Source organism: Rhodoferax sp. U2-2l (genome assembly GCF_020594515.1).
Taxonomy (GTDB): Bacteria; Pseudomonadota; Gammaproteobacteria; order Burkholderiales; family Burkholderiaceae_C; genus Rhodoferax.
Genome location: NZ_JAJCTH010000010.1, coordinates 137,485 through 160,700 on the forward strand (window position 1 = coordinate 137,485; position 23,216 = coordinate 160,700).

At 63.5% G+C, this 23,216-nt stretch carries 21 protein-coding genes; 6 read left to right on the forward strand and 15 right to left on the reverse strand.

Features of this window, described 5'->3' with window-relative positions; all coding sequences use genetic code 11:
- Positions 1-28: 28 nt before the first annotated feature.
- From prsR to LHU53_RS10905, 10 genes are all read right to left on the reverse strand, one after another.
- Positions 29-1,387, reverse strand: a complete 1,359-nt coding sequence (prsR, locus tag LHU53_RS10860; protein ID WP_227332673.1) for a PEP-CTERM-box response regulator transcription factor — start codon at positions 1,385-1,387, stop codon at positions 29-31.
- On the reverse strand, positions 1,384-3,495 hold the full coding sequence (gene prsK, locus LHU53_RS10865; protein ID WP_227332674.1) for an XrtA/PEP-CTERM system histidine kinase PrsK: 2,112 nt from the start codon (positions 3,493-3,495) through the stop codon (positions 1,384-1,386). Before prsK ends, prsR begins: the two co-directional genes overlap by 4 nt.
- Positions 3,496-3,509: 14 nt before the next feature.
- Entirely contained in the window at positions 3,510-4,880 is a 1,371-nt protein-coding gene (locus LHU53_RS10870; RefSeq protein WP_227332675.1) for a TIGR03013 family XrtA/PEP-CTERM system glycosyltransferase, read from the reverse strand.
- Positions 4,881-4,919: 39 nt separating this feature from the next.
- Positions 4,920-6,242 (reverse strand): UDP-glucose/GDP-mannose dehydrogenase family protein, encoded by a 1,323-nt coding sequence (locus tag LHU53_RS10875; protein WP_227332676.1) that lies wholly within the window; start codon positions 6,240-6,242, stop codon positions 4,920-4,922.
- A gap of 56 nt (positions 6,243-6,298) precedes the next feature.
- Positions 6,299-8,311 (reverse strand): hypothetical protein, encoded by a 2,013-nt coding sequence (locus tag LHU53_RS10880; RefSeq protein WP_227332677.1) that lies wholly within the window; start codon positions 8,309-8,311, stop codon positions 6,299-6,301.
- Positions 8,312-8,392: 81 nt separating this feature from the next.
- Positions 8,393-9,598, reverse strand: a complete 1,206-nt coding sequence (locus LHU53_RS10885; RefSeq protein WP_227332678.1) for a pyridoxal-dependent decarboxylase, exosortase A system-associated — start codon at positions 9,596-9,598, stop codon at positions 8,393-8,395.
- Positions 9,599-9,645: 47 nt separating this feature from the next.
- Entirely contained in the window at positions 9,646-11,274 is a 1,629-nt protein-coding gene (locus LHU53_RS10890) for an acyl-CoA ligase (AMP-forming), exosortase A system-associated (protein ID WP_227332679.1), read from the reverse strand.
- Positions 11,275-11,706: 432 nt separating this feature from the next.
- The gene (locus LHU53_RS10895; protein ID WP_227332680.1) at positions 11,707-12,564 is read right to left on the reverse strand and encodes a hydrolase 1, exosortase A system-associated; all 858 of its coding nucleotides are present in this window, start codon (positions 12,562-12,564) and stop codon (positions 11,707-11,709) included.
- Positions 12,561-13,406 carry a hydrolase 2, exosortase A system-associated gene (locus tag LHU53_RS10900; RefSeq protein ID WP_227332681.1) on the reverse strand — a complete coding sequence of 282 codons (846 nt, stop codon included), beginning with the start codon at positions 13,404-13,406 and terminating at the stop codon, positions 12,561-12,563. Before LHU53_RS10900 ends, LHU53_RS10895 begins: the two co-directional genes overlap by 4 nt.
- Before the next feature lie 15 nt (positions 13,407-13,421).
- Positions 13,422-13,673, reverse strand: a complete 252-nt coding sequence (locus tag LHU53_RS10905) for an acyl carrier protein (protein WP_227332682.1) — start codon at positions 13,671-13,673, stop codon at positions 13,422-13,424.
- A 128-nt stretch (positions 13,674-13,801) separates the two neighbouring features.
- On the opposite strand from LHU53_RS10905, the gene LHU53_RS10910 reads away from it, so the two are divergent.
- Together LHU53_RS10910 and LHU53_RS10915 are read left to right on the forward strand one after the other, a co-directional pair.
- Positions 13,802-14,887 carry a GNAT family N-acetyltransferase gene (locus LHU53_RS10910; protein ID WP_227332683.1) on the forward strand — a complete coding sequence of 362 codons (1,086 nt, stop codon included), beginning with the start codon at positions 13,802-13,804 and terminating at the stop codon, positions 14,885-14,887.
- 70 nt (positions 14,888-14,957) lie between these two features.
- The gene (locus LHU53_RS10915; RefSeq protein ID WP_227332684.1) at positions 14,958-15,848 is read left to right on the forward strand and encodes a transglycosylase SLT domain-containing protein; all 891 of its coding nucleotides are present in this window, start codon (positions 14,958-14,960) and stop codon (positions 15,846-15,848) included.
- 67 nt (positions 15,849-15,915) lie between these two features.
- Here LHU53_RS10915 and LHU53_RS10920 read toward each other — a convergent pair whose 3' ends face one another.
- The gene (locus LHU53_RS10920) at positions 15,916-17,199 is read right to left on the reverse strand and encodes a hypothetical protein (protein ID WP_227332685.1); all 1,284 of its coding nucleotides are present in this window, start codon (positions 17,197-17,199) and stop codon (positions 15,916-15,918) included.
- Between the two features lie 2 nt (positions 17,200-17,201).
- The gene (locus tag LHU53_RS10925) at positions 17,202-17,969 is read right to left on the reverse strand and encodes an outer membrane lipoprotein-sorting protein (RefSeq protein ID WP_370632274.1); all 768 of its coding nucleotides are present in this window, start codon (positions 17,967-17,969) and stop codon (positions 17,202-17,204) included.
- Positions 17,970-18,148: 179 nt separating this feature from the next.
- Between LHU53_RS10925 and LHU53_RS10930 the strand changes: the two genes are divergently transcribed.
- Entirely contained in the window at positions 18,149-18,619 is a 471-nt protein-coding gene (locus LHU53_RS10930) for a low molecular weight protein-tyrosine-phosphatase (RefSeq protein ID WP_227332686.1), read from the forward strand.
- A gap of 15 nt (positions 18,620-18,634) precedes the next feature.
- Here the strand turns inward: LHU53_RS10930 and LHU53_RS10935 are convergent, their stop codons facing one another.
- Positions 18,635-19,642, reverse strand: a complete 1,008-nt coding sequence (locus LHU53_RS10935) for an NAD-dependent epimerase (RefSeq protein WP_227332687.1) — start codon at positions 19,640-19,642, stop codon at positions 18,635-18,637.
- 9 nt (positions 19,643-19,651) lie between these two features.
- On the reverse strand, positions 19,652-20,002 hold the full coding sequence (locus tag LHU53_RS10940) for a PilZ domain-containing protein (protein WP_227332688.1): 351 nt from the start codon (positions 20,000-20,002) through the stop codon (positions 19,652-19,654).
- A 252-nt stretch (positions 20,003-20,254) separates the two neighbouring features.
- Between LHU53_RS10940 and LHU53_RS10945 the strand changes: the two genes are divergently transcribed.
- Positions 20,255-21,553, forward strand: coding sequence for a GNAT family N-acetyltransferase (locus LHU53_RS10945; protein ID WP_227332689.1), 1,299 nt, complete (start codon positions 20,255-20,257; stop codon positions 21,551-21,553).
- A 25-nt stretch (positions 21,554-21,578) separates the two neighbouring features.
- Here the strand turns inward: LHU53_RS10945 and LHU53_RS10950 are convergent, their stop codons facing one another.
- Complete coding sequence (locus LHU53_RS10950; protein ID WP_227332690.1) at positions 21,579-22,361, reverse strand: serine protease; 783 nt, start codon at positions 22,359-22,361, stop codon at positions 21,579-21,581.
- Positions 22,362-22,499: 138 nt separating this feature from the next.
- On the opposite strand from LHU53_RS10950, the gene LHU53_RS10955 reads away from it, so the two are divergent.
- Positions 22,500-22,910 (forward strand): nucleotidyltransferase domain-containing protein, encoded by a 411-nt coding sequence (locus LHU53_RS10955; RefSeq protein ID WP_227332691.1) that lies wholly within the window; start codon positions 22,500-22,502, stop codon positions 22,908-22,910.
- On the forward strand, positions 22,900-23,103 hold the full coding sequence (locus LHU53_RS10960; RefSeq protein WP_227332692.1) for a DUF86 domain-containing protein: 204 nt from the start codon (positions 22,900-22,902) through the stop codon (positions 23,101-23,103). The genes LHU53_RS10955 and LHU53_RS10960 overlap by 11 nt, the downstream gene beginning before the upstream one ends.
- The last annotated feature ends 113 nt before the right edge of the window (positions 23,104-23,216 follow it).

The window sequence follows — 23,216 nt, forward strand, 5'->3', positions numbered from 1 at the left end:
TTGGATAAAACTAATTGGAACGACAAACTTATTTCAAACCGAGCCGGTGCATCAAATCGTACAGCGTGGGGCGGCTCACGCCAAGCAGCTCGGCGGCTTTGAGCACATTGCCATTGACCCGGCCCAGCGCCGCCAGAATGGCGGTTTTTTCGGCGTTGTCGCGGATCACACGCAAGTCCAGCGAGGTGTCCAGCGCGTCGCTGGCGGCCTTCAGGCCCACATCGTCGCGGGTGATCTGGTTGCCATCGGCCATGATCACCGCGCGTTTGATGCAGTTTTCCAGCTCGCGGATGTTGCCGGGCCAGGGGTGCTGCTCAATCGCCTTGACCGCGTCGTCGCTCAGTGTCAGCGAGCCGCGGTTTTGCTCTTGTGCAAACCGGCGGACAAAGGCGTGCGCCAGCAAGGCCGAGTCGCCCACGCGGTCGCGCAACGGCGGGATGTTGACCACAATCTCGGCCAGACGGTAATACAAGTCCTCGCGGAACCGGTTCTCTTTGCTCAGTGCCATCAGGTTTTGGTGGGTGGCGCAGATGATGCGCACATCCACCGCAATCTCTTGCCGACCGCCCACGCGCTCGATCGTACGTTCCTGCAAAAAGCGCAGCAGCTTGGCCTGGAGCTGAAAAGGCAGATCACCAATTTCATCAAGCATCAAAGTGCCACCATTGGCGGTCTCGATCTTGCCCAGCGTGGTTTTGGCAGCACCGGTGAAGGCGCCTTTTTCGTAGCCGAAAAGTTCGCTCTCCAGCAGGTTCTCAGGGATCGCGGCGCAGTTGATGGCGACAAATTTCTCACCCCGCCGCGGTGAGGCCTGGTGCAGCCCGCGTGCCAGCACCTCTTTGCCGGTGCCGCTTTCGCCCAACAACATGACGGTGGCGTTGCTGCTGGCCACTTTTTCGATGGTGCGGCAGATGCGCATCATCTGCGGGTCGCGTGTGGTCAAGCCAGCCAGCGCGTCAGGCTGGTGCAGCTCGCGCAGGCGCTTGTTTTCAGCCTGCAGCTCAAACAGCCGGAAGGCGCGCTCCACCGTCAGGTTCAGCAGCTCCGGCTCGAACGGTTTGGCAAAAAAGTCGTAGGCGCCCATGGCCACCGCGCGCAGGGCGTTGGCTTGGTCGTTCTGGCCGGTGAGCACAATGACCTTGATGTCAGGGTCAAAGGCCATGATCTGTTCCAGCAGCTTGAAGCCTTCCGACACCGAATCGGCGTCGGGGGGCAGCCCCAGGTCCATCGTTACCACCGCAGGCAGGCTCTTGCGCAGTTGCAGCAGCGCGCTTTCGCGGTCGCTGGCGGTCACCGTCTCAAAGCGGTCCAGCGACCACTTGATCTGCTTTTGCAGCGCCAGATCGTCTTCCACGATCATCAAAGGGCGGGATTTGTCGGAGGTCATGGGCTTTCCACGGAATGTAGGTCGGAGGTCTTCTGGGTTTCAAACAGCGGCAACAGCAGTGTCACGGTGGTTCCACGGTTCACTTCACTCTGGACGTCGATCTTGCCACCTAATTCCTGCACATATTGGTAACTTTCATACGCGCCAATCCCCATGCCGGCCTGTTTGGTGGTCTGGAAAGGTTTGAACAGCCGCTCGCGGATGAAGTCCTGCGTCATGCCCTGTCCGGTGTCCTGCACCACAATACGGGCCTGGCCGCCCGCGCGCGCCAGTGTCAGCCGGACATGTCCACTGGGGTCGGTAGCGTCAAAGGCATTTTGCACCACGTGGCCAATGATGCGTTCCAGCCGCTCTTCATGCCCACGGGCGTCGACCGATTCAAGCGCCTGCACCTCCAGCACGCGCCCGCGTGCCGCCGCCACCGCCTGCACCCTTGTCACGATGGCGCTCAGGTTGACGCCAAACGCGGTGCCGGGCGGCTTGGCGCCTTCGCGCAGCTGCAACATCAGCTGGCGCATGCGCTCCAGCGAGTTCTCCACCGTCATCAGCATGTCCTGCTGAAACTCGGGGTTGCCACTGAGCCGTTTGGCGTTTTTCATCATCAGCGAGAGCTGGGTGACGATGTTTTTCAGGTCATGCACCACAAACGCCGACATCTTGTTGAAGGCATCGAACTTGCGCACTTCCAGCAAGGCCTCGGTGGCTTGCATTTGCGCCAGGTAGCTGGCGGCTTGCTGGCTAGCGGTTTTGAGCAGGTCGTTGACCTCCCAGTTCACGTCAAACAGCGTACGGGCGCTGGCCAGCACCACAAAACCGATCAGCTCGTCGCCCACCATCAGCGGCACCACCAGCCAGGCCTGGGGCAGTTCCTGCAGCCAGACCGGAATTTTGAGCGTGCCGTAGCGCCGGGAGAACGAGCGGTAGTCTTCCAGGTTGATCAGCTTGCCGCCGTCGGCCAGGTACTGGCACATGGGCGAGTCGATGGCTTCCTTGTCGTCCGCCTGCCCGATGTTCCAGCGGGCGGTCTGGCTGAAGACCGGCTCGCCCTTGACGCGCAACCACAGGCCACCGCCGGGGCTTTCCACCATCTCGGCCAGACCGCGCACCACCTGCTGGCCCAAGGCTTGAGGAGAGTTTTGCGCCGATAAAGCGCGGGTGAATTTGAGCCACTCTTCCCGGTAGTCATAGCGGTAACGAAAGAAATGTTTGCCCAGAAAAATCCGCAGCTTGGCGCGCATGGTGCCCGAGAGCGCCAGGATCACCAGCACGATCAGGGCCAACACCACCAGCCCCAACTGCAGCGCGCGGCCCCACTCGCCGCCAAAGTAGCGCACGTAGTAGCCCACCCCGGAGATGAAGATCAGGTAAATGCCGGCGATCAACAGCGTGGCCGAGTGGAAGGCCGCCTTGGGCGAGAGCTGGATCTTGGCAATCCAGTCGCTGCGCCGGTTGCTGGAGAGCAGCAGCAGCGGCATCATCAGCGCATGCACGCCGCCGCGAATGCTCAGCGCGTCTTCATCAGGCCGGTTGAACAGCACGGCCTGCGAAAACAGGTACAGGTCAAACAGAAACGCGCCGGCCAGGCCGAGCGACAAGGGCTTGATGTTCCAGCGCGAATCTTCTGTGGCGTTGCGGAACACCTGCTCCAGCAGCACCAGCGCAAACACCGGCATGGCCATGGCACTGAACAGAATCCAGCGCGCCGGGTCGCCCAGCGCGCCCACCTCCAGCACGGCCAGCCCCAGCGACAGCGGGCCCGAGGCCGCCAGCAACACCGCCCACAGCACCAGCGTGTGGGTGCCGCGCACACCCTTGACAGGCCGGTTGCTGCGCAGCAGGATCAGCAGAAAAGCAAACCAGGCGGCGTAGCGCAGCTGGTCCGCCAGCGTGGTCACCAGCAGCGCCAGGGCAGATGGCCGCAGCACCAGCAGCAGCATGGCGCCACCCCACACCGCGCTCAGGGCCACCGCCGCCAGCAGCGTCCATTTGGTGGCCTCGCGCGGGTGCTTCAGGTACCCGGCTTGCAGCAGGCGCAGCGCAAACACCGCGTAGCACACCCCTGCCAGTCCACCGCTCCAGGCGGTCAAATCGAGGTGGCCGCTGTTCATGATGGCAAGCGACGCTATTGCGCGCCCTTGCGCATCACCACCACACCCACGGTCTCGAACATCACCACGATGTCCAGCAGCAGCGAGTGGTTTTTGACGTAGTACAGGTCGTACTGCAGCTTTTCAGCCGCATCTTCCACCGAGGAGCCATATTGGTAGCGCACCTGTGCCCAGCCGGTCACACCTGGCTTGACGCTGTGGCGAATGGCGTAGTACGGGATTTCCTGCGTCAGCTTGTCGACAAAAAACGGCCGCTCGGGGCGCGGCCCCACCATGCTCATCGAGCCCGCCAGCACACTGAACAACTGCGGCAGTTCGTCAATGCGCAGCTTGCGGATGAAGCGGCCCACCCGCGTGACGCGGTCGTCTTTGGCCGATGCCCAGCGTGGTTTGCCGTCTTTCTCGGCATCGGTGCGCATGCTGCGGAACTTCACCACATTGAACAGGCGCCCGTTCTGCCCGACACGTTCCTGAAAATACAGGATCGGGAAACCATCTTCCAGCATGATCAGCAGCGCCGTAACCAGCATCACCGGCAAGGCCAGCACCAGCAGGATGGTGGCGGACACAATGTCAAACAGCCGTTTGACCAGCGCCCGCACCCACCCGGTCCCAAAACCGTCACCAAAGATCAGCCAGCCCGCTGACAGCGACTCCAGCCGGATCTGACCCAGCGTGCGCTCGAAGTGGGTCGCAATGTCCACCACCTGGACGCCCTGCAGCTTGCAGTCCAGCAGCTCACGCAGCGGCATGCTGCCGCCACGCCGCTCGGTCAGGGCCACCACAATTTCGTCCACCTGCTGGTCCTTGACGATGTCGGTCAGCGAGTTGGTCATCGACAGCAGGCCCCAGGCAGACACCAGGGCATCCTGTTCATTGGGGCCGGCGTAGTAGCCGATCAGGTCCACGCTGGGGTCGGATTTGAGCAGTTCGGTGCCGACCATGCGCGCTCGCGCGCCGGTGCCAAACACCAGCACCCGCTGGCGCATCAGGTTGCGTGGCGTGAAATGCATCACATACACCCGCAACAGCAACATCAGCGAAATGGCCGCCAACAGGGTCAACGCAAACGACTTGGCATCCGCATAGTGGCTGGCAATCAGCAAAATCACCGGTGACATGCACAGCAGCGCCAACACCGCGCGCGCGCTGGACTGGCCCAAGCTGCGGTTGTGCACCCGTTGGTAGAAGCCCAGGCCGGCGCTCAGCACCATCATGCTGCCAGCCAGCAGCAGAAACGTGATGGTGGTCCCTGCAGCAAACGCGGATGGCCGTGTTTCATGCGAGGTGGTGGTGATCAGCGCAATCATCAGCAACAGCATCAGATCGAGCCCGATCTGGAACAGTGTCCGCTTGTGAAAGTAATGGTTGAATAGTTTGATCATGGGTTCCTGCTTGGCGCTGACCGGTGGGCGAGGACGGGCCTAGCGCCCAATCGCCCAATACTCAAAACCGATATCGCGCACCATCTTGGGGTCGTACAGGTTGCGGCCATCAAAAATGATCGGCGCCTTGAGTTGGGCCTTGAGGTTGTCAAAGTCAGGGCTGCGAAATTCCTTCCACTCGGTGACGATCACCAGCGCATCGGCGCCGGCCAAGGCCGCGCTCTGGTTGTCGGCGTAGCTCAAGCCGGGCTCGTTGGGGAAGCAGTGCCGGGCCTCCGGCATGGCCACCGGGTCATAGGCGGTGACGCTGGCACCGGCCGCCAGCAAATCCTTGATCACCTCGCGGCTGGTGGCTTCGCGCATGTCGTCGGTGTTGGCCTTGAAGGCCAAGCCCCACAAGGCAAAGTGCTTGCCGGTCAGGTCAGCGCCAAAACGTGCCTTGATCTTGTGGCCCAGCACGTGTTTTTGCTGGTCGTTGGCGGCTTCCACCGCGTGGAGCACCTTGAGGTCGATGCCGGCCTCCACGCTGGCCGTCTTGATCAGTGCCTTGACGTCTTTCGGGAAACACGAGCCACCATAACCAGCACCTGCGTACAGGAAGTCATACCCAATGCGCGGGTCCGAGCCAATGCCGCGGCGCACACTCTCAATATCGGCGCCCAGCTTTTCGGCCAGGTTGGCCAGCTCGTTCATGAAGCTGATGCGGGTGGCCAGCATGGCGTTGGCAGCGTATTTGGTGAGTTCGGCGCTGCGGATGTCCATCACGATGAGGCGGTCGTGGTTGCGCTGGAACGGGGCGTACAGGGCGCGCATGTTGTGCGCGGCTTGTTCGTCCTCGCAGCCGACGATGATGCGGTCAGGCTTCATGAAGTCGTCGATGGCCGCGCCTTCTTTCAGGAACTCGGGGTTGGAGACGACGCTGAAAGGGGTGTTGACCCCGCGCTTTTGCAGTTCTTCGGTGATGGCGGCGCGCACCGCGTCGGCTGTGCCCACCGGCACGGTGCTTTTGTCGACCACCACTTTGTAGTCGGTCATGTACTTGCCGATGTTGCGGGCGGCGGCGATGACATATTTCATGTCGGCCGAGCCGTCCTCGTCAGGCGGGGTGCCCACGGCGATGAACTGCACGGTGCCAAAGTGGGCGGCGCGTTCGATGTCGGTGGTGAAGTGCAGACGCCCGGCAGCGACGTTGCGTTTGACCATGTCCTGCAGGCCGGGCTCGAAGATGGGGATGCCACCGTCTTCCAGAATCTTGATCTTGGCGGGGTCCAGGTCCAGGCACAGGACATCATTGCCCACCTCTGCCAGACAGGTGCCAGACACCAGGCCAACGTAGCCGGTGCCAACGACGGTGATTTTCATGAGCGATCCCTAAAAGTATGGTTTTTTTTACACATTATCACAACAAACATGGCGGTTCAAGGTGGCTTGGTTTGCTGATGGGCGGTTGACCTGGCGCCTTCCAGCGACACAAAAAGCAGCAGAAAGAAAAGAAACGCCACACGCGGCACATCCATCACGCTGCTGACCAGCCCCACCACCAGCACCGCCACCAGCGAGGCGGCCAGGTACGGTGCCAGCGGCGTCAATCTGGCCTGCCCCAGCACCAAGTGCCACAGGGCGTACCCCACCAGCACCAAACATGCCAACAAGCCCAGCACCCCGCGCTCCACCAGCATTTCAAGAAACAGGTTGTCCAGGTGCCAGGGCACAAAGTAAGACTGCGCGGCCGGGAACCAGTGCGACAACCCGGCAGAAAAGTCGCCATTGGTCGCCAACGCTTGCCCGCGCCAACTTGTCAAGGCGATGTTGTCCACATCGGCCTGGCCCCCGGCGTCAATCACCGAGATGGAGAACATCATCAAGCGCGGTGCCCACCAACGGCCCTGGCTCAGGGCTTGGCCCTGCAGCGGTACCGTCAGGTGTTGCCAGGTGCCCGATGCGTTGGGTTGGACCCGGACAAACGCCGCCTGGCACGCCCGGTCATACAACAGGTGCCGCTCGCACAGGTACAACTCGAAACGCGAGGTCTGCGTGACCCGGACATCCATCCGCACCCGGTAGCCCGCAGGCTCGGTGACGTCCACACGCTGCGTCAGCTCATAAACACCCCCCAGCCTGGGCTGGGTGGCGGGACCGTAGAGCGTGACAAATTGCTCGGTGGCCGCGCCAGTTTGGACAATCCGATGCCTGGCATCGCCGGGAAACTCTTCGCCAGGCACCTGTGCGGCGTAGTGGGCGGGCAAGCGCCCCAAACCCTTGCCAAACCACCAGTCTGCCGGGCCTTTGAGCAGGCCCACGCCGTTTTGCCAGTGCTCCACCCGGCTCGACAGGTCTTGCTCGGCACTGGCCAGTCGCTCCTGCATGAATGTGCCGCCTTCCAGCACGCCCACCACCTCCAACACCAGCGTGACCGACAGCAGCACACTGGCTTTGAGCCGCCAGCCGGGCGCCGCGCTCTGATGGCGCAAGCCTTGCCAGGCGCTGCGGCCATGGCGCGCGTGGTTTTGCAACCACAGCAAAAAAGCCAGCAAGGTCAAGGGCGCCACCACCGCCAGGTAGACCCCCCGGGCAAAGGTGGTGAGGCCGGTATAGGCTGCCAGAATGGCCAGCACCGCCAAGACCGCCCACAGCACCGGGCGCCGCGTGGCGTACAGCGCCCACACCACAAACGGTGCTGTCATGGCGAGATACGCGTCGATGGCGGCGCCACCCACATGCATTTCCCAAAACAGCGCCACCGTGCGGTAATGCGCCGAAAAATCCACCAGGCCCGGAAAGGCGACCCGCTCCCACAACGTGGCCAGCACCACCAGTGCCAGGCCACTGACCACACCTGCGGCCAGAAGCGCCGGGGCGCGTTGGCGGTCATGGCGCATCTCGCGGCGAAGCAAGGGGATGAACAGCGCCGCCAGGGCCAGGCTCTTGAAGACACGCCAGCTGTTGAGAGCATCGCTGTAGTTGGCAAACCAGTCAAAGCGCAGACCGCCCGCATCGGCCACACCACGCCACAAGCCAAGTACACCGGACAACAACACCAGTGCCACCAGCCACGTGGCCGTGCGGGGCCGCGGCGTGCCCGGCTCAATGGGCCGGGCTGCCCAGGCCAGACGGGCGTAGCCGCCCGCCAGCGTGCCCAGCAGCAGGATGTCGAATTCTTCAAACACCAGCCAACCGGTCCAGGGCGAAAAGTTCAGCCACGGCAGGCAGATGGGCACCAGCCACAGCCACAGACGCGGCTGCCAGGCGGCCAGGCAACTGGCCAGGCACACCAGCGTCAGACTCAGCAAGGGCGAAACCGGGTGAAACCACGCCATGGCCAGCCCTGCTGTCAGGCACAACGCGGCGACCAGCCAGGCCAGGAAGCCGACGGCATGGATCCCGGGGCCATGCCCGGGATGATCGCCTGTGACGTTCACGTCAAACGCCATGGCAACCATGCCATCCCGAAGCATGCAAGCGGGCGGTCATGGCGTGCCCTTGGACCGGCATGACAAACCTGCTTTTCCACGCTAAACCAGCACCTCAACACAGGCCGGGTGCGCCAGAAACTGGTGCGGGCTGGCGCTGGCACCGTAGGCGCCGGACTGGAACACCACCACCAGATCACCCACCTGGGCTTCGGGCAGCAACAAGTGCTCAGCCAGCACATCCAGCGGCGTGCAGGACGGGCCGACCACCGAGGTGACTTGGCTGGCGGGTGCATCCATCTTGTTGCCAATGGCCACAGGGTAGTTTTTGCGCAGCACCTGGCCGAAGTTGCCTGTGGCCGCCAGGTGGTGGTGCAGCCCGCCGTCGGTCACCAGGTACAGCTGTTCGCGCGAGCGCTTGCGGTCCACCACCCGGGTCACGTAAATACCGGCCTCGGCCACCAGATACCGCCCGAGCTCCAGCGCCAGGGTGGCGTGTGGCAGATCGGCCTGGCCGAGTTGCAGCAGGCGTTCGAGCTGGTCGGCAATGGGTTGCAGGTCCAGCGGTTTGTCACCCGGAAAATACGGCACGCCCAGGCCGCCGCCCAGGTTGAGCAGGCGCACCGTGTCGGGCGCGTACTGCGCCAGGTGGACCGCCAGTTCAAACGACTGTTGCAGTGCGTCGCAAATGGCCGCCGCCTGCAGGCTTTGCGAGCCGGGGTACAGGTGAAACCCTTCAAACTGCAGCCCCGCGCGCCCCATGTTGGCCAGCAGGGTCGGCACCTGTTCCACGTCCACCCCAAACGGTTTGGGGCCGCCGCCCATCTTCATGCCCGAGCTTTTGAGCTCGAAGTCGGGGTTGATGCGCACCGCCGCGCGGGCCGGCAAGCCCAGGGACTGCGATGCCTGGGCCAACACGTCCACCTCGCGAAACGACTCGATGTTCACCAGCACGCCTGCCGCCACCGCCTGGCGTAACTCGGCGTCACGCTTGCCGGGGCCGGCAAAACTGATGTCTTTGGCGCACAGGCCGGCGTCCAGCGCCACTTTCATCTCGCCTGCCGAGGCCACGTCGATGCCGTCGACCAGACCGGCCATGAAGCCCACCAGCGCGGGCATCGGGTTGGCCTTCATGGCGTAGTGCAGCCGGATCTTGGGCGGCAGGGTCTGGCGTAGCTCGGTGAGCCGTTGGCGCAGTTGCGAACGGCCATAGGCGTAAAACGGCGTTTGCCCGACGCGTGCCGCCAGGGTGGACAAAGATTCACCGCCAAGCATCAACTCGCCATGGCTCACGGCAAATTGCGTCATCGGGGCATGCTGGGGCCGGGGAGGGGGTGCGTCTGGCATGGTACGGTTTATCGTGCGGAAGGTGGGGGTGGCAGGGTGCTGGCGTGGCGTGCCAACCAGTCGCGCGCCAGCGTGGCGCGGTCCATCTTGCCATTGGCGTTGCGTGGCAGCGGGCCGGTGACCCAGTCGATACCGGCGGGCAGCATGTAGGCGGGCATCCGGCTGCGGCACTCGGTGATCAAGTCATTTTGGACCTGATCGCTCGGCACAGAAGGGGGTGTGGCGATGACTTGTATGGTTTGCCCGAGCAACGGATGCGGCACGCCAAAGGCCACACATTCACCCACGAGCTGCGTGGCGTACAGGATGTCTTCGACCTCGGTCGGGCTGACCCGGTAGCCCGAGGTTTTGATCATCTCGTCGCGCCGCCCGACAAAATACAGGTAACCCTCGGCATCCCGGCGCACCGTGTCGCCTGAAAACACCGCCATCTCCGGCAACTGCAGGCCTGCCGGGCGGTCCGGTGTGGCCACGGGCAGCGGCTTGAAGCGTTCGGCGGTTTTGTCGGCATCGTTCCAGTAACCCAGCGCCACCAGCGCACCGCGGTGCACCAGTTCACCGGGCTCGTCTGCGGCGCACGGGCTGCCGTCGGGGCGCAGCACCAGCACCTCGGCGTTCGGAATGGCTTGGCCGATCGAATTGGGTTTGCGGTCCACATCCTGCGGCGGCAGGTAGGTGGAGCGAAACGCCTCGGTCAGGCCGTACATCAAGAACGGTTTGGCCTGCGGCAGGCGCTGGCGCAGTTGCATCAGCGTGTCGCGCGGCAGGTGGCCGCCGGTGTTGGCGAAATAACGCAAGTGTGCGCCGGTGCCCTGTGGCCAGTCCAGCGCGGCCAGTTGCAGGTACAGCGGCGGCACGGCGGTCAGGCCGGTGACTTGTTCCTGATCCAGCACCTTGAGCACATCGCGCGGCAGCAGGTAATTGAGCAGCACCACCCGTGCGCCGACCAAAAATGCGGTGGTGAGCTGGCTGAAACCGGCGTCAAACGACAGCGGCAGCGCCGCCAGCAGGGTGTCGTCGGGCTGGTTGTCCAGGTACGCGGCGACGCTTTGGGCGCCCATCACCAGGTTGCGGTGCGACACCATCACGCCCTTGGGCTGGCCAGTGCTGCCCGAGGTGTACAAAATAGCCGCCAGGTCAGCGTCGATGACCCGGTGGCCTGCCCGTGGCGCGCTGTTGGCCAGTTCCTGCCAGCTGTGGATGGCGCAGTGTGCGCTGGCTGGCGGCCAAGGCGGGGGGGCGCACAGCACCACCTGTTGCAGGTCCGGGCAATCCCGCAGCACGGTCTGCAGCATGGCCAGCCGCTCCGGCGAGGTCACCAGCACGCGCACGTTGCAGTCGCGCAGGATGTGCGCCAACTGCGCTGGCTTGAGCAAAGGGTTGATCGGCACAAACACGCCACCGGCCAGCGGCGCGGCAAAGCTGGCCACCACTGCCTCCAAGCGCTTTTCCAGGTAGATGCCCACCCGGTCGGCGCGCTGCAGCCCGAGTTGCAGCAGGCCCGACGCCACGGCGCGGGTGGATGCTGCCAATTCGGCATAGGTCCAATGGGCTGCCCCGTCCGTCAGGGCCACAGAACCGGGGCGTTGCTGTGCCGACAGGGTGATCAGGTCCGGGAGTAAGGTGGCGGGCAACATGACCGGGCATCTTACAGGGTGGTGGTGACGGGCGAGGTGCCGGGCACTGGGTGTTGCGGTTCAACCTGGCGGACAGATTTTGTGTAAGGCGTTGTGGCTGGGGCATTGGCCAGCGGTATCAGCACGCGGCATGTTTTTTGGAGCGTTGACAAGCTTTGGCAACGAACGGCAGGGCGACTGGGTGATGCGCATGCGGTTTTGGGGCGGAATCACGCGCGAGGATGCGCAACAAGTGCGCCCACGTTATCGGCGCGCGCCTTCCGCCCCAAAGCCCGGTCGCATCACCCAGTCGCCCTGCCGTCGGTCGATACGAACGATGCCAGTCGCCCCGCCGGGCATTGCCAACGCGTTGTCAACGCACCGCGAAACAGGCCGTGGGTGGATACTGCCCATCCCCGTTCCGCATGGGCAAGCGCACCTGCAAAAGGCGATTCAGCCTGAAGACTCTAGGCGGCGCATCCAGCCCAGCACTGCCTGTTCCGCTGCCGCGCGCCAGATGGCTCTGGAGAAGGTGTGATCGGCATCGGCCACATCCACGCGCTCCAATAGCGGACGTTGCAGCAGACCCTGCCAGGCCGGGTCGCTCTGGGCGCACTCCAGAAACTCCTTGGCGGTGTAATCACAGGCGCTCAGCAGCAGCAGCACCTGGCCCGGGAAATGGCGCAGCGCCCGCGCCATGTTGTGCTGGAAAGACGGCTCCGGCTGGGCAGACGGTGGCTCGGGCCGCAGCGCTTGCAGGCTTTGCCACAGACCCGCCAGAGACGGCCGCCACTCGTATTGCCCTTGCCACAGCCGCCGCCAGAACGACCCCTCCAGCAGCCGTCCGGCGTAGTAATGTTTGATGCGGGTGCGCGCCAGCGTGGCGTCCGAGCGCACCCACGGGTTGAGCAGACACAGGCCCGCCACACGCGGGTCGTCACCGCGCCCGCTGTACAGCAGCGCGGCCGAGGCGCCGTCGCACAGTCCCCACAGCACCACCCGCTGCACGCTCGGGCACTGGCGCTGCAAGGTGTCGATGGCCACGCGGATGTCGCCATGTATGGCGTCAAACGGCATGCGCTCGGCGCTGCTGTCGCCCAGGCCGCGGTGGTCAAACCGCATCACCGGAAAACCCGCACTGGCCAGGCAGCGTGCCAGCAACACAAATTGGCGGTGGCTGCCCACCCGGTACTGCGGCCCGCCCACCACCATCACCATGCCCAGCGTGGCTGGCTGCTCGGGCTGCGAGATGATGCCCACCAGGGCCTCACCCGCGCATGGCATCACCACCGGTTGGTCGGTGAAATTCACGATCCGTCCCCGGTGGGGTGGGCGCCCACCGCTTGCAAACTGGCGGCCACCCAGGCCGGGCTGTCGGGGCACTCCTGCATCTGCCAGAACGCCGCGCCGGGCACCACCCGCGCCAGCGCGCTGCAACCGGCGTCTTGCCAGCGCTGCAGTTGCGCCGCCAAGGCGGGGGAGACCGGCTCGGTGTCTGCGCTGCCCAGTTCCAGGCTGATGAGGCGCGTGCCCGTGGGCAGCTTGTCCAGATCCGCCTGGGCCAGGCCCTGCGCCAGCGCGGCGGACACGCTGTAGCCCGCCACCTCGACCGATTCGCCCTGTTCCAGCAGGTGCATCAGGCGCGACGTGCCGCGGTTGGGTTCGCCGCGCGCGATGTCACCGGCCATCTGCAAGCGCAAAAACTGTTGCAGGTGCTGTTTGCCCGACAACACCGGTTGCCACAGCAGCAGGTTGGCCGGGGTGCCCGCTTGCCGACTCACCTGTGCCGCCAGCAGGCAGCCCGCACGCAGGCCCCACAGCCAGCCGGGCCCCGGCCAGCGCTGTGCCATCCAGTGCCGGGCCAGCGTCACATCGTCCACCCAGGCGGCCCAGTTGGCTTCTTCAAAGTGGCCGGTGCTGTCACCACAGCCCATCAAATCCAGTTGCAACACCGCAAAACCGGCCTGCCCCAGGGCACGCGCATTCAGGGCGGCCATGCGCCGGGAGGCGTTCATTTCTTCGGCAAACGGGTGCACGTACACCAGGTGTCCGCGCACGGATTCGCCTTCGGGCGGTGTGTGCAGCAGACAAAAGCGCTGGCCACGTGTGCCGTCCAGAAAGAAGGCTTGCAAGTTGGCGGTGGGTTGCGTCATGGCGCGATTTGACGCTCAATCGGCCAGTTTGGCTGTCACAAAGTCAGTGAGTGAGCCCAGCGTGGCAAACACCGCGCTGTCGATCTCGTCGTCGTGGATGATGAAGGCAAAGCGCTCTTCCAGTGCCGTGATGATGCCCAGGACCGCCATCGAGTCGAGTTCCGGCAGGGCGCCCAGCAGGGGCGTGTTGCGCTGCAGGTCTGCGCTGCGCCCGCGCAGGCCCAGCACATTGTCCAGAATCTTCAGCACATCAGTCTCAACGGTCACCACAACTCCTTGATGAATTTCTGCCTGGGCAAGCTGCCGCATAGCCGGTGCAACTGGCGGCTGCCGCTGCACCTGGGGGCGCTGGTTATGATAACCAGTGAACGGCCCTCCCAGCCGGAAAGACCCGCGTGAGCCCACCCGCCCTCCAGATTCTGGACAACTTTGCCAGCTTGCAAACCCTGCTCCAGCAGCACGGTCACGCGCAGCCTCGGCACGCACCGAGTGACGTGTTTGGCACGCTGGCCTGGTTTGAGAACTTGGCCGCGTTCGGGCTCGATGGCGCCAGCCAGGGCCAAACCGATTGCCAATGGTGGCTGGCGGGTGATTGGGATGTGGGCCCGGTGGTATGCCTGCCCTTGCTTTCGGGTCAAAAACTCACTGGCCTGGCCAATTACTACAGCAGCCTGTTTGTGCCGCTGGTCTGGTCGGCGAGTGACGGTCTTGCGGCGCAGCCCGGCGCGGCGCACTGGCAAACGTTGGCCCAGGCGATCTGGCAGCACCCCAGGCGCTGGCCGGTGCTGATGTTGGACCCGATGGACCCGCAGAGCGCGTTTTTTACCGGCTTTCAGGCCGCGTTGGACCAGGCGGGCTACGCGAGCGACCGTTACTTCTGTTTTGGCAACTGGTACCTGCAGGTGGCCGGTCGTCCGTTTGCCGCGTATTTTCAAACGCTGCCGTCACCGCTGCGTCACAGCATTGAACGCGGTCGGCGCCGGTTGACGCGCCATGGCGCCTGGCAGGTGGACATCCAGCAGCTGCCTGATGCGAATCTGGAGGCCGCCATCGACGCTTTCGTGGCGGTCTACCAAACCAGCTGGAAAGGCCCCGAGCCCAACCCCCGCTTCATCCCGGCGCTGGCGCGCACGGCGGCTGCGCAGGGCTGGCTGCGTCTGGGGGTGCTCACACTGGACGGCCAGGCCATTGCCGCGCAGTTGTGGCTGGTGTTGGGTGGCAAGGCGTCCATCTTCAAACTGGCCTACGTGGCAGGGTTTGAGCGGTTCTCAGCGGGCTCGGTACTGACCGCCGCGCTGATGCAACATGTGCTGGACGTTGACCAGGTGCATGAGGTGGACTACCTCACCGGCGACGACGCCTACAAGCGCGACTGGATGTCGCACCGCCGCGAGCGCTGGGGCCTGGTCGCCTTTGACCGCCGCACCCCCGGCGGCCTGCTGGCGTGGCTGAAACATTGGGTGGGCAAAAAATTGCGCTGAGCTGCGAGCTGCGTTATAGCGAACTTGATCCGGGGTGGCGGCCTGCGACAGATAAAGTTAGTATGCAGCCATGTTGCCCACCTCCCTGCTTCGATCTTTTGGCCTGCCGCTGCTGGCCGGTGCGTTGTGCGCGCCGGTGTTGTCGGCGCAGGGCCAGGCCCCGGCAGGTGCGGTGCCAGCCGCCAGCCTGTTCCAGCAGGCGCTGGCCTATGAAAACGGTGAGGGTGTGCCGCGCGACCCGCTGCTGGCTGCCAACCTGTACTGTGAAGCGGCCCGCCAGGGTGACCGCGACGCGCAATACAACCTGGGCTGGATGTATGCCAACGGCCGCGGTGTGCCGCGCCATGACGGCCGGGCGGCCTACCTGTTTCGTGCCGCCGCCGAGCAGGGCATCGAGACGGCCCGACGCCTGGCCGACAAATTCGGTGACGTGCCGCCCGAAAAGCCCGACTGCCTGCGCCCGCCCGACCCGCTGCCGATGGAAGCCCAGCTGGCCACCTGGACGCCGGTGGATTACAGCCTGACAGCGCCCAAAAACATTTACAAGCTGGTGGGCCAGCTGGCGCCGCGCTTCAAGGTGGAGCCGCAGCTGGCGCTGGCCATCATCGCCGCCGAGTCCAATTTCAACCCACACGCGGTGTCACCCAAAAACGCCCAGGGGCTGATGCAGCTCATCCCGGAGACCAGCGCGCGCTTCAACGTCAAAAACGCGTTTGACCCCGCGCAGAACATTCGCGGCGGCCTGACCTATCTGCGCTGGCTGCTGGCGTATTTTGAGGGGGACGTGGCGCTGGTGGCAGCGGCCTACAACGCGGGTGAGGGCACGGTGGAGCGCTACAAAGGCGTGCCGCCGTATCTGGAAACCCGCAACTACGTCAAGCGTGTGCTGCGCGCCTTTGGCGGCTCACGCCATCCGTTTGAGGGCCACATCATCGCGCCCTCGACCGCCTTGCGGAAATGACACTTTGACGCGTCCGGTTGTCATGGCGGGCTTGACCCGCCATCCATGACCCCCTGAACACAGGTGGCTAAAAATAATGGCGGAACAGCGCCTGGATCATGCGGCGCTGGGCCATAGCGCCGTAGTCTGAGCTGTCGTTGCCGCTGGCCAGTTGCCACTGCAGTGCCACCTCGGACTTGTCAAACCTATAGCGCGCTTCCAGCCACGACAGTTTGCTGTCGTCATCCAGGTTGTAGCGCAGCATGGCGGTCAGGTCCAGCTTGTTGATGAACGCATCCTGCCAGCTGGCGCGCAAAAAGGCGGCGTGGCGGGTGGTCAGGTCCAGCTGCTCCTCCACCAGATAGCGGTAATTGGCGTAGTCCACCACTGAACTGGTGCGCAGCGCGTTCCACACCGCTTCATCCACCGCCGCACCGTTGTAGTGGTACTCGGCGGTGAGTGACAACTTGTTGGCGCTGGTGTAGGTCAGGCCGGTGGCCACGCGGTTGCGAAAGACCTCGTCTTGCGACACACCCGCTGACAGCGGCAGGGCTTGCGCCAGCAGGCTCTTTTGCCGCCCGCCGGACCACTCCACATGCGCTACGGTGGCGTCGTTGAGCAGCATCGCCAGGTTCAAGCCCATTTGCACCGGCTGGCGCTCGTCGCCATACAAAACGAACTGCGGGTTGAGGCTGTCAGCCAGCTGGTGGCTGGCGGCCAGCAACCAGCGGTTGCGGTTGTTGGTGGAGCCCAAGTCGGCGCTCCAGTCGCCGTTGTTGGGTGCATCCGACACCTTGGGCGCGTAAATCCCGGTCAGCGCGCCACCGGCCCACAAGGTCTGGCCGCGCAGCATGGCGGTGCCCAAGCGGTTTTCGCGGATGGCGTTGGGGTCAAACGAGGTGATGGCGCGGTTGGCGCCCTCGCGGAAAAAGTCGGTCGGGTTGTAACCCATGGCCGCGCCGTAACGCACGTTGATGCGGCCCACGTCCAGCACGCGGTCGCTCTGCGGCTGCCAGCCCAGGTAGAGTTCTTTGAGCGTGTTCACGGTTTGCTGGCCCAGCGCGTCGGGCTGGTGGTTCACATCCAGCCGGTTCGACAGCACGGCGCGCAGCTCGGGGGTGAGCTTTTTGTCAAACAACACGTCCACCGACAGGCGCTGGGTGTTCGCCTTGCGATCTGGCACACCCCACTCATGCACAGTGCTGCGACCCACGGCGGCCTCGGTGAAGATGCGCCAGTTACTGGTCTCGGCTTGGGTGGTTTCGACGGTGGCGTCGGCCAGGTTCAGGGCGTCGTCTTCCGACACATCCGCTGCCCACAGTGGCGCGCACACCGCCATGGCGAGAAGGGCAAGAGCATTTTTTTTCAGCATGGTCATTCCGGCTTGAAGTTGGGCAGGTAGTCGCGCTGCAGCCACACCTCGGGCACGTCGCGGAACACAAAGTCCGAGTAGCGCATCACCGTCACCCATTTGGCGTCCAGCCCGTCAATGATCACCATCTCGGTGGGGCGCTCCTTGCCCAGCTGGTTTTGGTAGCGACGGTAGTACACGGTTTTGAGCAGGCGCTCGCTCTCGGAGTAAAACTTGCCCTTGAGCGGCTGGTTGTTGGTGCTGTCCACCCACAGCTCGATGCGGTTGTAGCTGGCGTCCGGGCTGCTGGCGCTCAGGTCCAGCCGGGTGGTGCGTCGTTTTTGGCGGTTGCCGTCGGCAATCTCTTCTTCTGCGCCGACCTTGGCCTGGTAGTCCTTGGCCAAGTTGACCGTGACCACGTCGCCGTTGGAGGCCTGGCCCATCAGCCGTTGCTGCGGTGACAGGCGCACGCTGGCGCGGCTGGCCGGGTCGTAAAACCAGAAGTCGTTACCGCTTTTCAGCATCAGCTTGCCTTCGTCACGCGCCGGCGCCACAAAGCGGATCAGGGTGCGGAACTGGCCGCTGCGCGCGTCCGATTTGGCGTAGCTGCCCAGCGTGCTGGTGTCGGTTTGTTTGCCGTCGCGGTATTCGATCAGCGTCACCGTCACGCCAAAGGGTTTCTCGGGGTTGCGCACCGCGTCGCTGGCTTGCAGCATGGCTTGCGCGTTGGCTGGGGCGGTGGCTGGGGCGGTGGCTGGTGCGCTGCCTTGCGCAAGGGCCAGCGCGCCCATCAGCCAGCCCAGCAAAAATAGCGACAGTTGATGCAGTTTCATGCGGTAACTCCGGTGGTCAGGGGGCTTGAGGTGCGAGCCCGAATCAGCGCAGTTTACTCATATGCGCTGGGCTTGTAGCGGTCAAGAAGCGGGCCCTTCCCGGTGCGGTTGTCGGGGCACCGATAAAATTTGGCGCCATGACCCACGTCCTTCTGGTCTGCATGGCCAATGTCTGCCGCTCTCCCATGGCTTGCGCGGTGGCCCGGCAGCTTGCCAGCCGCCAGGGCCGCGGGGCCGGGTGGACGTTTGACTCGGCCGGCACCCATGCGCAAGCGGGCAAACGCCTGGATGCGCGCGCGCAGGCGGTGTTGCTCCAACGCCAATACACCCCCCTCAAAACCCGCTCCCGGCCAGTGACGATGCAGGACTTGGATCGCTTCGATCTGATTCTGGCCATGGATGAGGCCAATCTGGTCTCGCTCAAACGGCTGGCGCCCCCGGGGGCGCACAGCAAACTGCGTCTGTTGCTGTCGTTCGCCCCGGCGCTGGGGGTACTTGACGTGCCAGACCCGTATTACGGTGATCAGGCTGGCTTTGAGCGTGTGCTGGACCTGATTGAGGCCGGGGTGAAGGGCTTGTTGGCATCCAGCTCGTCATGGCGGGCTTGACCCGCCATCCATGGCTCACACCCGGTAGTAATCCCGGTACCAGGCCACAAACCGGTTGATTCCGTCCTGCAGCGGGGTGCCGGGCGCAAAACCGACCCAGTCGTTGAGCGCCTGGGTGCTGGCAAACGTGGCGCTCACGTCGCCGGGTTGCATGGGCAGCAGGCGCTTGTGGGCGGTTTTTCCCAAGGCCTTTTCCAGGCAGCCGATGAAGTCCATCAACGGCACCGGGCTGCTGTTGCCAATGTTGAAAATGCGGTAGGGCGCGTGGCTGGTGGCCGGGTCGGGCCGGGCGCTGTCGTAAGTGGCGTCGGGTGTGGCGATGCGGTCCACCGTGCGCAACACGCCTTCCACAATGTCGTCGATGTAGGTGAAGTCGCGCTGCATCTGGCCGTGGTTGAACACGTCGATGGGGCGGCCTTCCAGAATCGCCTGGGTGAACAATATCGGCGCCATGTCGGGCCGACCCCATGGGCCATAAACGGTGAAGAAGCGCAGGCCGGTGGTGGGCAAGGCGTACAGATGGCTGTAGGTGTGCGCCATCAGCTCGTTGGCTTTTTTGGTGGCGGCGTACAGGCTGGCCGGGTGGTCCACCGCGTCGTGCTCGGAAAACGGCATCTTGGTGTTGCCGCCATACACACTGGAGCTTGAGGCGTACACCAGATGCGCCACCTGGTTGTGGCGGCAGCCCTCCAGCACATTGGCAAAACCCACCACATTGCTGTCGATGTAGGCTAGCGGGTTTTGTAGCGAGTACCGCACCCCGGCTTGGGCCGCCAGGTGGATCACGCGGTCAAACTGCCCGGCCTGGAACAGGTCGGCCATGCCGGTGCGGTCGGCCAAGTCCATTTTCACGAAGCGGAAATTGGCGTGGGGGGTGAGCTGGGCCAGGCGGCTTTCTTTGAGCGACACCGCGTAATAGTCGTTGAGGTTGTCCAGCCCCACCACCTCGTCGCCGCGTGCCAGCAGCCGTGCCGCAACCGCGCTTCCGATAAAACCGGCGGCACCGGTCAGCAAAATTTTCATCACGGTGGGTCAGTTGTCCAGAGGTTCGGACGGGTCAACAGAATGGTCCGTGTCGGTGAAAAACGAACTTGACAGCTTGACGGCAATGCCCACGGTGCCCAACTTCTGGTCGACCCGCACCACGTCGCCCGCGCACACCATTTTCAGCCGCTCGCCCTTGACGATGACCTCGACCAAAAAGTTCACTCTGGAGCCAATCACCTGATCCCGCGTGGTCTCGAAGTAGACCCCGGTGGCGCTGACGTTGCGGGTCAGGCCCAAAACCCCGCCAATTTCAATCGGCAACTCGGAGGCAAACCTGTCAGCTGATCGGCGGGACAGGCCAGCTGGGTTGGATGGGTTGGCTTGCTGGATTTCCATGTCTCTTGTGTATCCCTTGATGTGCATCAACGTGTTGAGAAAGCAGGAATTGTGCCTATAAAAATAATAGCATCAAAATTGTTTTGAAATCAATAAGTTGCCGTCTTTTTCATGGGTATTTTTTTCGACCTGGTGACCACGGTGTCAATTAACCCGACAGCCGCTGCGTGCGATGCCGTAATATCATGACCGATGGTCACGGGTGACCCGCCAGCTGGGTGGCAAACTACTTTTTCAAGGGGCAAGCATCGTATGAGTTTTGGGCGGTCGCTCAATCAGAGTTTGCGCAAACTGTTTGCCTTTTTGCCACGCAAGGCACGCTTTGCCATCTATCGCTCGTTTGTCGAGTGTGATGCGCACCCCAGCCCGCGTCTGGTCCTGAAAATTGCCGAAACGCGAGAGGAGCTGGAGGCCTGTTTCAAGCTGCTGCACGACGCCTATGTGGGCAGTGGCTTCATGAAACCCGACCCCTCGGGCATGCGCGTCACCATCTACCACGCGTTGCCCACCACCACCACCCTGTGCGCCAAATACGACGGCGAGGTGGTCGGCACCCTGTCGCTCATCCGCGAAAGCCTGTTCGGCTTTCCGCTGCAAGCCATTTTTGACCTGAACCACGTGCGTGAACGCACGGGACAGATTGCCGAGGTGTCTGCCCTGGCGGTGCACCCCAAGTTCCGCAAGACCGGCGGCACCATCCTGTTCCCGTTGATGAAGTTCATGTACAACTACTGCACGACCTTCTTCGACACCCGGCACCTGGTGATTGCGGTCAACCCCAACCGCATTGAGATGTACGAGTCGCTGCTGTTCTTTGAGCGCCTGACCGAAAATTCGGTCGACAACTACGACTTTGCCAACGGCGCACCGGCCGTGGGGGCCACGCTGGACCTCAAATCCGCCCCGGCCCTGTTCAAGCAGGTGTATGGCAAGAAGCCGCTGCGCCGCAACATGCACCACTACTTCATCGAGTCGGTCATGCCCAACATCGTGCTGCCCACACGGCGTTACTTCACCACCAACGACCCGGTCATGACGCCTGCGCTGCTGGACTACTTCTTCAACCAGCGCACCCGGGTGTTTGCGCAGCTCGATGACCACAAAAAGCAGCTGCTGCACGCCATCTACAACCTGGACGCCTTCCTGCCGGTCCTGCCTGACATAGCGCGGCACTCTGAGCAAAAAGTGCAGCGCAGCCACCAGCGTTACTCGGTCAAATGCCCGGGCGTCTTCACCGTGCAGGTGGCTGCCAACGGCCGCGTGTACCAGCTGCTGGTGGTTGACCTGTCACTCTACGGCTTTCAGGTGTATTCAAAGATGGCCCTGCCACTGGGCGAGTGGGGTGAGGCCGAAATCGAACTCGGCAAGTCCGAAAAATCCTTCACCAAAGCCATCGCGGTGCGTGACCGGGCCAACGGCATGCCGGGGTTTTATGGTTTTCAGCTGGCCGAGCCCGACCTGGCGTGGCGCAAATTCGTCAATGCCATGCAATCCGGCACCACCCACGACGACCTCGACAACGCCACCCGCTTCCTGCCTGACGCCGCCTGACCGCCATGCCCGGGACGACGTCTCGTCAATTGGCGGCGTTTCTCTCCAGCATCTCCAGCACGTAACGCGAAGGAACCGCGTAGCTGATGCCTGAGGGGTGCGTCAACGCAGACTCGCGGGTGCTCTTGATCAGCACCATGCTCACCACCCCCAGCACCTCCCCTGTGTCGGGGTCGAACAGCGGGCCACCGCTGTTGCCCGGGTAGGCCGTGCCGTCGAGCTGAAAAATGTCAAACGGGTTGCTGTCGCGCACGCTGCGGATGATCTGCGGGTTGAGTTGGCCCGCCGTGGGGCTGGGTAACGCCGCCGGTGCAATCGACGACACCATGGCCCGGTGCGTCACCGGCGAAAACCCCAGCGCCCCGCCAATCGGAAACCCCATGAATGCCACCGACTGGCCCTCTTGCACGCCCTGCGAGTTGCCCACCTTGAACGCCGTCACCGCCGGACCCTCGAACCGCAACAGCGCCAGGTCATGTTGTCGATCCACCTCCAGCACCTGGGCAGCGCGGGTTTGCCAGCCACTGGCACCCACGCGCAGCTGCACCACCAGGGCGGCTTGCGGGTCGGCATCGGCGGGTGGCACCAACACATGGGCATTGGTCACCAGCTTGTTGCCCACGCCACCCTCACCCACCACAAACCCGGTGCCGCGCATCGCAAAACGCGGGCTGTTGGTGGCTTTGTAGGTGCCAACGATGGCAATGGCGGGCTTGACCTGCGCCACGGTGCTGACCAGGTCGGCGTGAGAGGGGGCTGACATCGTCATGGCCAGCGCCACGGTGATTGCGATGGATATGGGCTTCATCACTCGATTATGTGGGCCTGATCGCTACTGGTATGTCATTCCGGGTCAAGCCCGCAATGACAGCACGCCGCCTGGCTCGCTATGCATGGTTTTTGATTGCTTTGGGGGCCGGACGATAATGATTTGATGCCTTCAGATATGTCCTCATTGCTTGCGCACGACGGCCCGGTTGTTCGGGAGATTCTGTCGTGCTGTCCTGACGCGTTGGCCATTTATGCCTTTGGCAGTCAGGTCAACGGCACGGCCGGGCCCCACAGCGATCTTGACTTGGCGGTGCTCATTGCCGGGTATGCCAAGCCGTTGGTGCTGTGGGAACTTGCCGCCGCCTTGTCTGACAGAGTGGGCTGCCCGGTTGATCTGCTGGATCTGCGTGCTGCCTCCACTGTCATGCAATACCAAGTGATCACCTCTGGGCGGCGGGTATGGGGAGATGCGCTGCAGGCAGGGTTGTTTGAGTGCTATGTACTCAGTGAAAAAACAGCATTGGATACGGCGCGTGCGCCATTGCTGGCCGACATCAAGGCTACCGGAGAGATTTATGCCAGATGACGTGTTGATCAACAAAGCGGCTACTGTCGAGAGATGTGTTGCGCGTGCCTTGGAAGAGTATCAGGCTGATCCAGCCACTTTTTCTAGCAACTTCACCCGTCAAGACGCAGCCGTCCTGAATGTGCAACGGGCTTGTGAGGCGATCTTGGACATGGGCCAACACCTGGTGCGCAAGGAACGGTTAGCGAAGTAATCGGCCCGCCTGCGCCGCAAATCGTTCCGAAGAAACACGTGGCGCGGGCGTTGCAAATGTGGCAAGGTGGAGCGTGGCACAGGCAAAGACCGGTGTAGCAATGGTGCATATTG

Bases quoted from the DNA above. Each gene is read 5' to 3' on its own strand.
- prsR (WP_227332673.1), bottom strand. From the start codon at position 1,387: ATGACCTCCGACAAATCCCGCCCTTTGATGATCGTGGAAGACGATCTG.
- prsK (WP_227332674.1), bottom strand. From the start codon at position 3,495: ATGAACAGCGGCCACCTCGATTTGACCGCCTGGAGCGGTGGACTGGCA.
- LHU53_RS10870 (WP_227332675.1), bottom strand. From the start codon at position 4,880: ATGATCAAACTATTCAACCATTACTTTCACAAGCGGACACTGTTCCAG.
- LHU53_RS10875 (WP_227332676.1), bottom strand. From the start codon at position 6,242: ATGAAAATCACCGTCGTTGGCACCGGCTACGTTGGCCTGGTGTCTGGC.
- LHU53_RS10880 (WP_227332677.1), bottom strand. From the start codon at position 8,311: ATGGCGTTTGACGTGAACGTCACAGGCGATCATCCCGGGCATGGCCCC.
- LHU53_RS10885 (WP_227332678.1), bottom strand. From the start codon at position 9,598: ATGACGCAATTTGCCGTGAGCCATGGCGAGTTGATGCTTGGCGGTGAA.
- LHU53_RS10890 (WP_227332679.1), bottom strand. From the start codon at position 11,274: ATGTTGCCCGCCACCTTACTCCCGGACCTGATCACCCTGTCGGCACAG.
- LHU53_RS10900 (WP_227332681.1), bottom strand. From the start codon at position 13,406: ATGACGCAACCCACCGCCAACTTGCAAGCCTTCTTTCTGGACGGCACA.
- LHU53_RS10915 (WP_227332684.1), top strand. From the start codon at position 14,958: ATGTTGCCCACCTCCCTGCTTCGATCTTTTGGCCTGCCGCTGCTGGCC.
- LHU53_RS10920 (WP_227332685.1), bottom strand. From the start codon at position 17,199: ATGCTGAAAAAAAATGCTCTTGCCCTTCTCGCCATGGCGGTGTGCGCG.
- LHU53_RS10925 (WP_370632274.1), bottom strand. From the start codon at position 17,969: ATGGGCGCGCTGGCCCTTGCGCAAGGCAGCGCACCAGCCACCGCCCCA.
- LHU53_RS10930 (WP_227332686.1), top strand. From the start codon at position 18,149: ATGACCCACGTCCTTCTGGTCTGCATGGCCAATGTCTGCCGCTCTCCC.
- LHU53_RS10935 (WP_227332687.1), bottom strand. From the start codon at position 19,642: ATGAAAATTTTGCTGACCGGTGCCGCCGGTTTTATCGGAAGCGCGGTT.
- LHU53_RS10940 (WP_227332688.1), bottom strand. From the start codon at position 20,002: ATGGAAATCCAGCAAGCCAACCCATCCAACCCAGCTGGCCTGTCCCGC.
- LHU53_RS10945 (WP_227332689.1), top strand. From the start codon at position 20,255: ATGAGTTTTGGGCGGTCGCTCAATCAGAGTTTGCGCAAACTGTTTGCC.
- LHU53_RS10950 (WP_227332690.1), bottom strand. From the start codon at position 22,361: ATGAAGCCCATATCCATCGCAATCACCGTGGCGCTGGCCATGACGATG.
- LHU53_RS10955 (WP_227332691.1), top strand. From the start codon at position 22,500: ATGTCCTCATTGCTTGCGCACGACGGCCCGGTTGTTCGGGAGATTCTG.
- LHU53_RS10960 (WP_227332692.1), top strand. From the start codon at position 22,900: ATGCCAGATGACGTGTTGATCAACAAAGCGGCTACTGTCGAGAGATGT.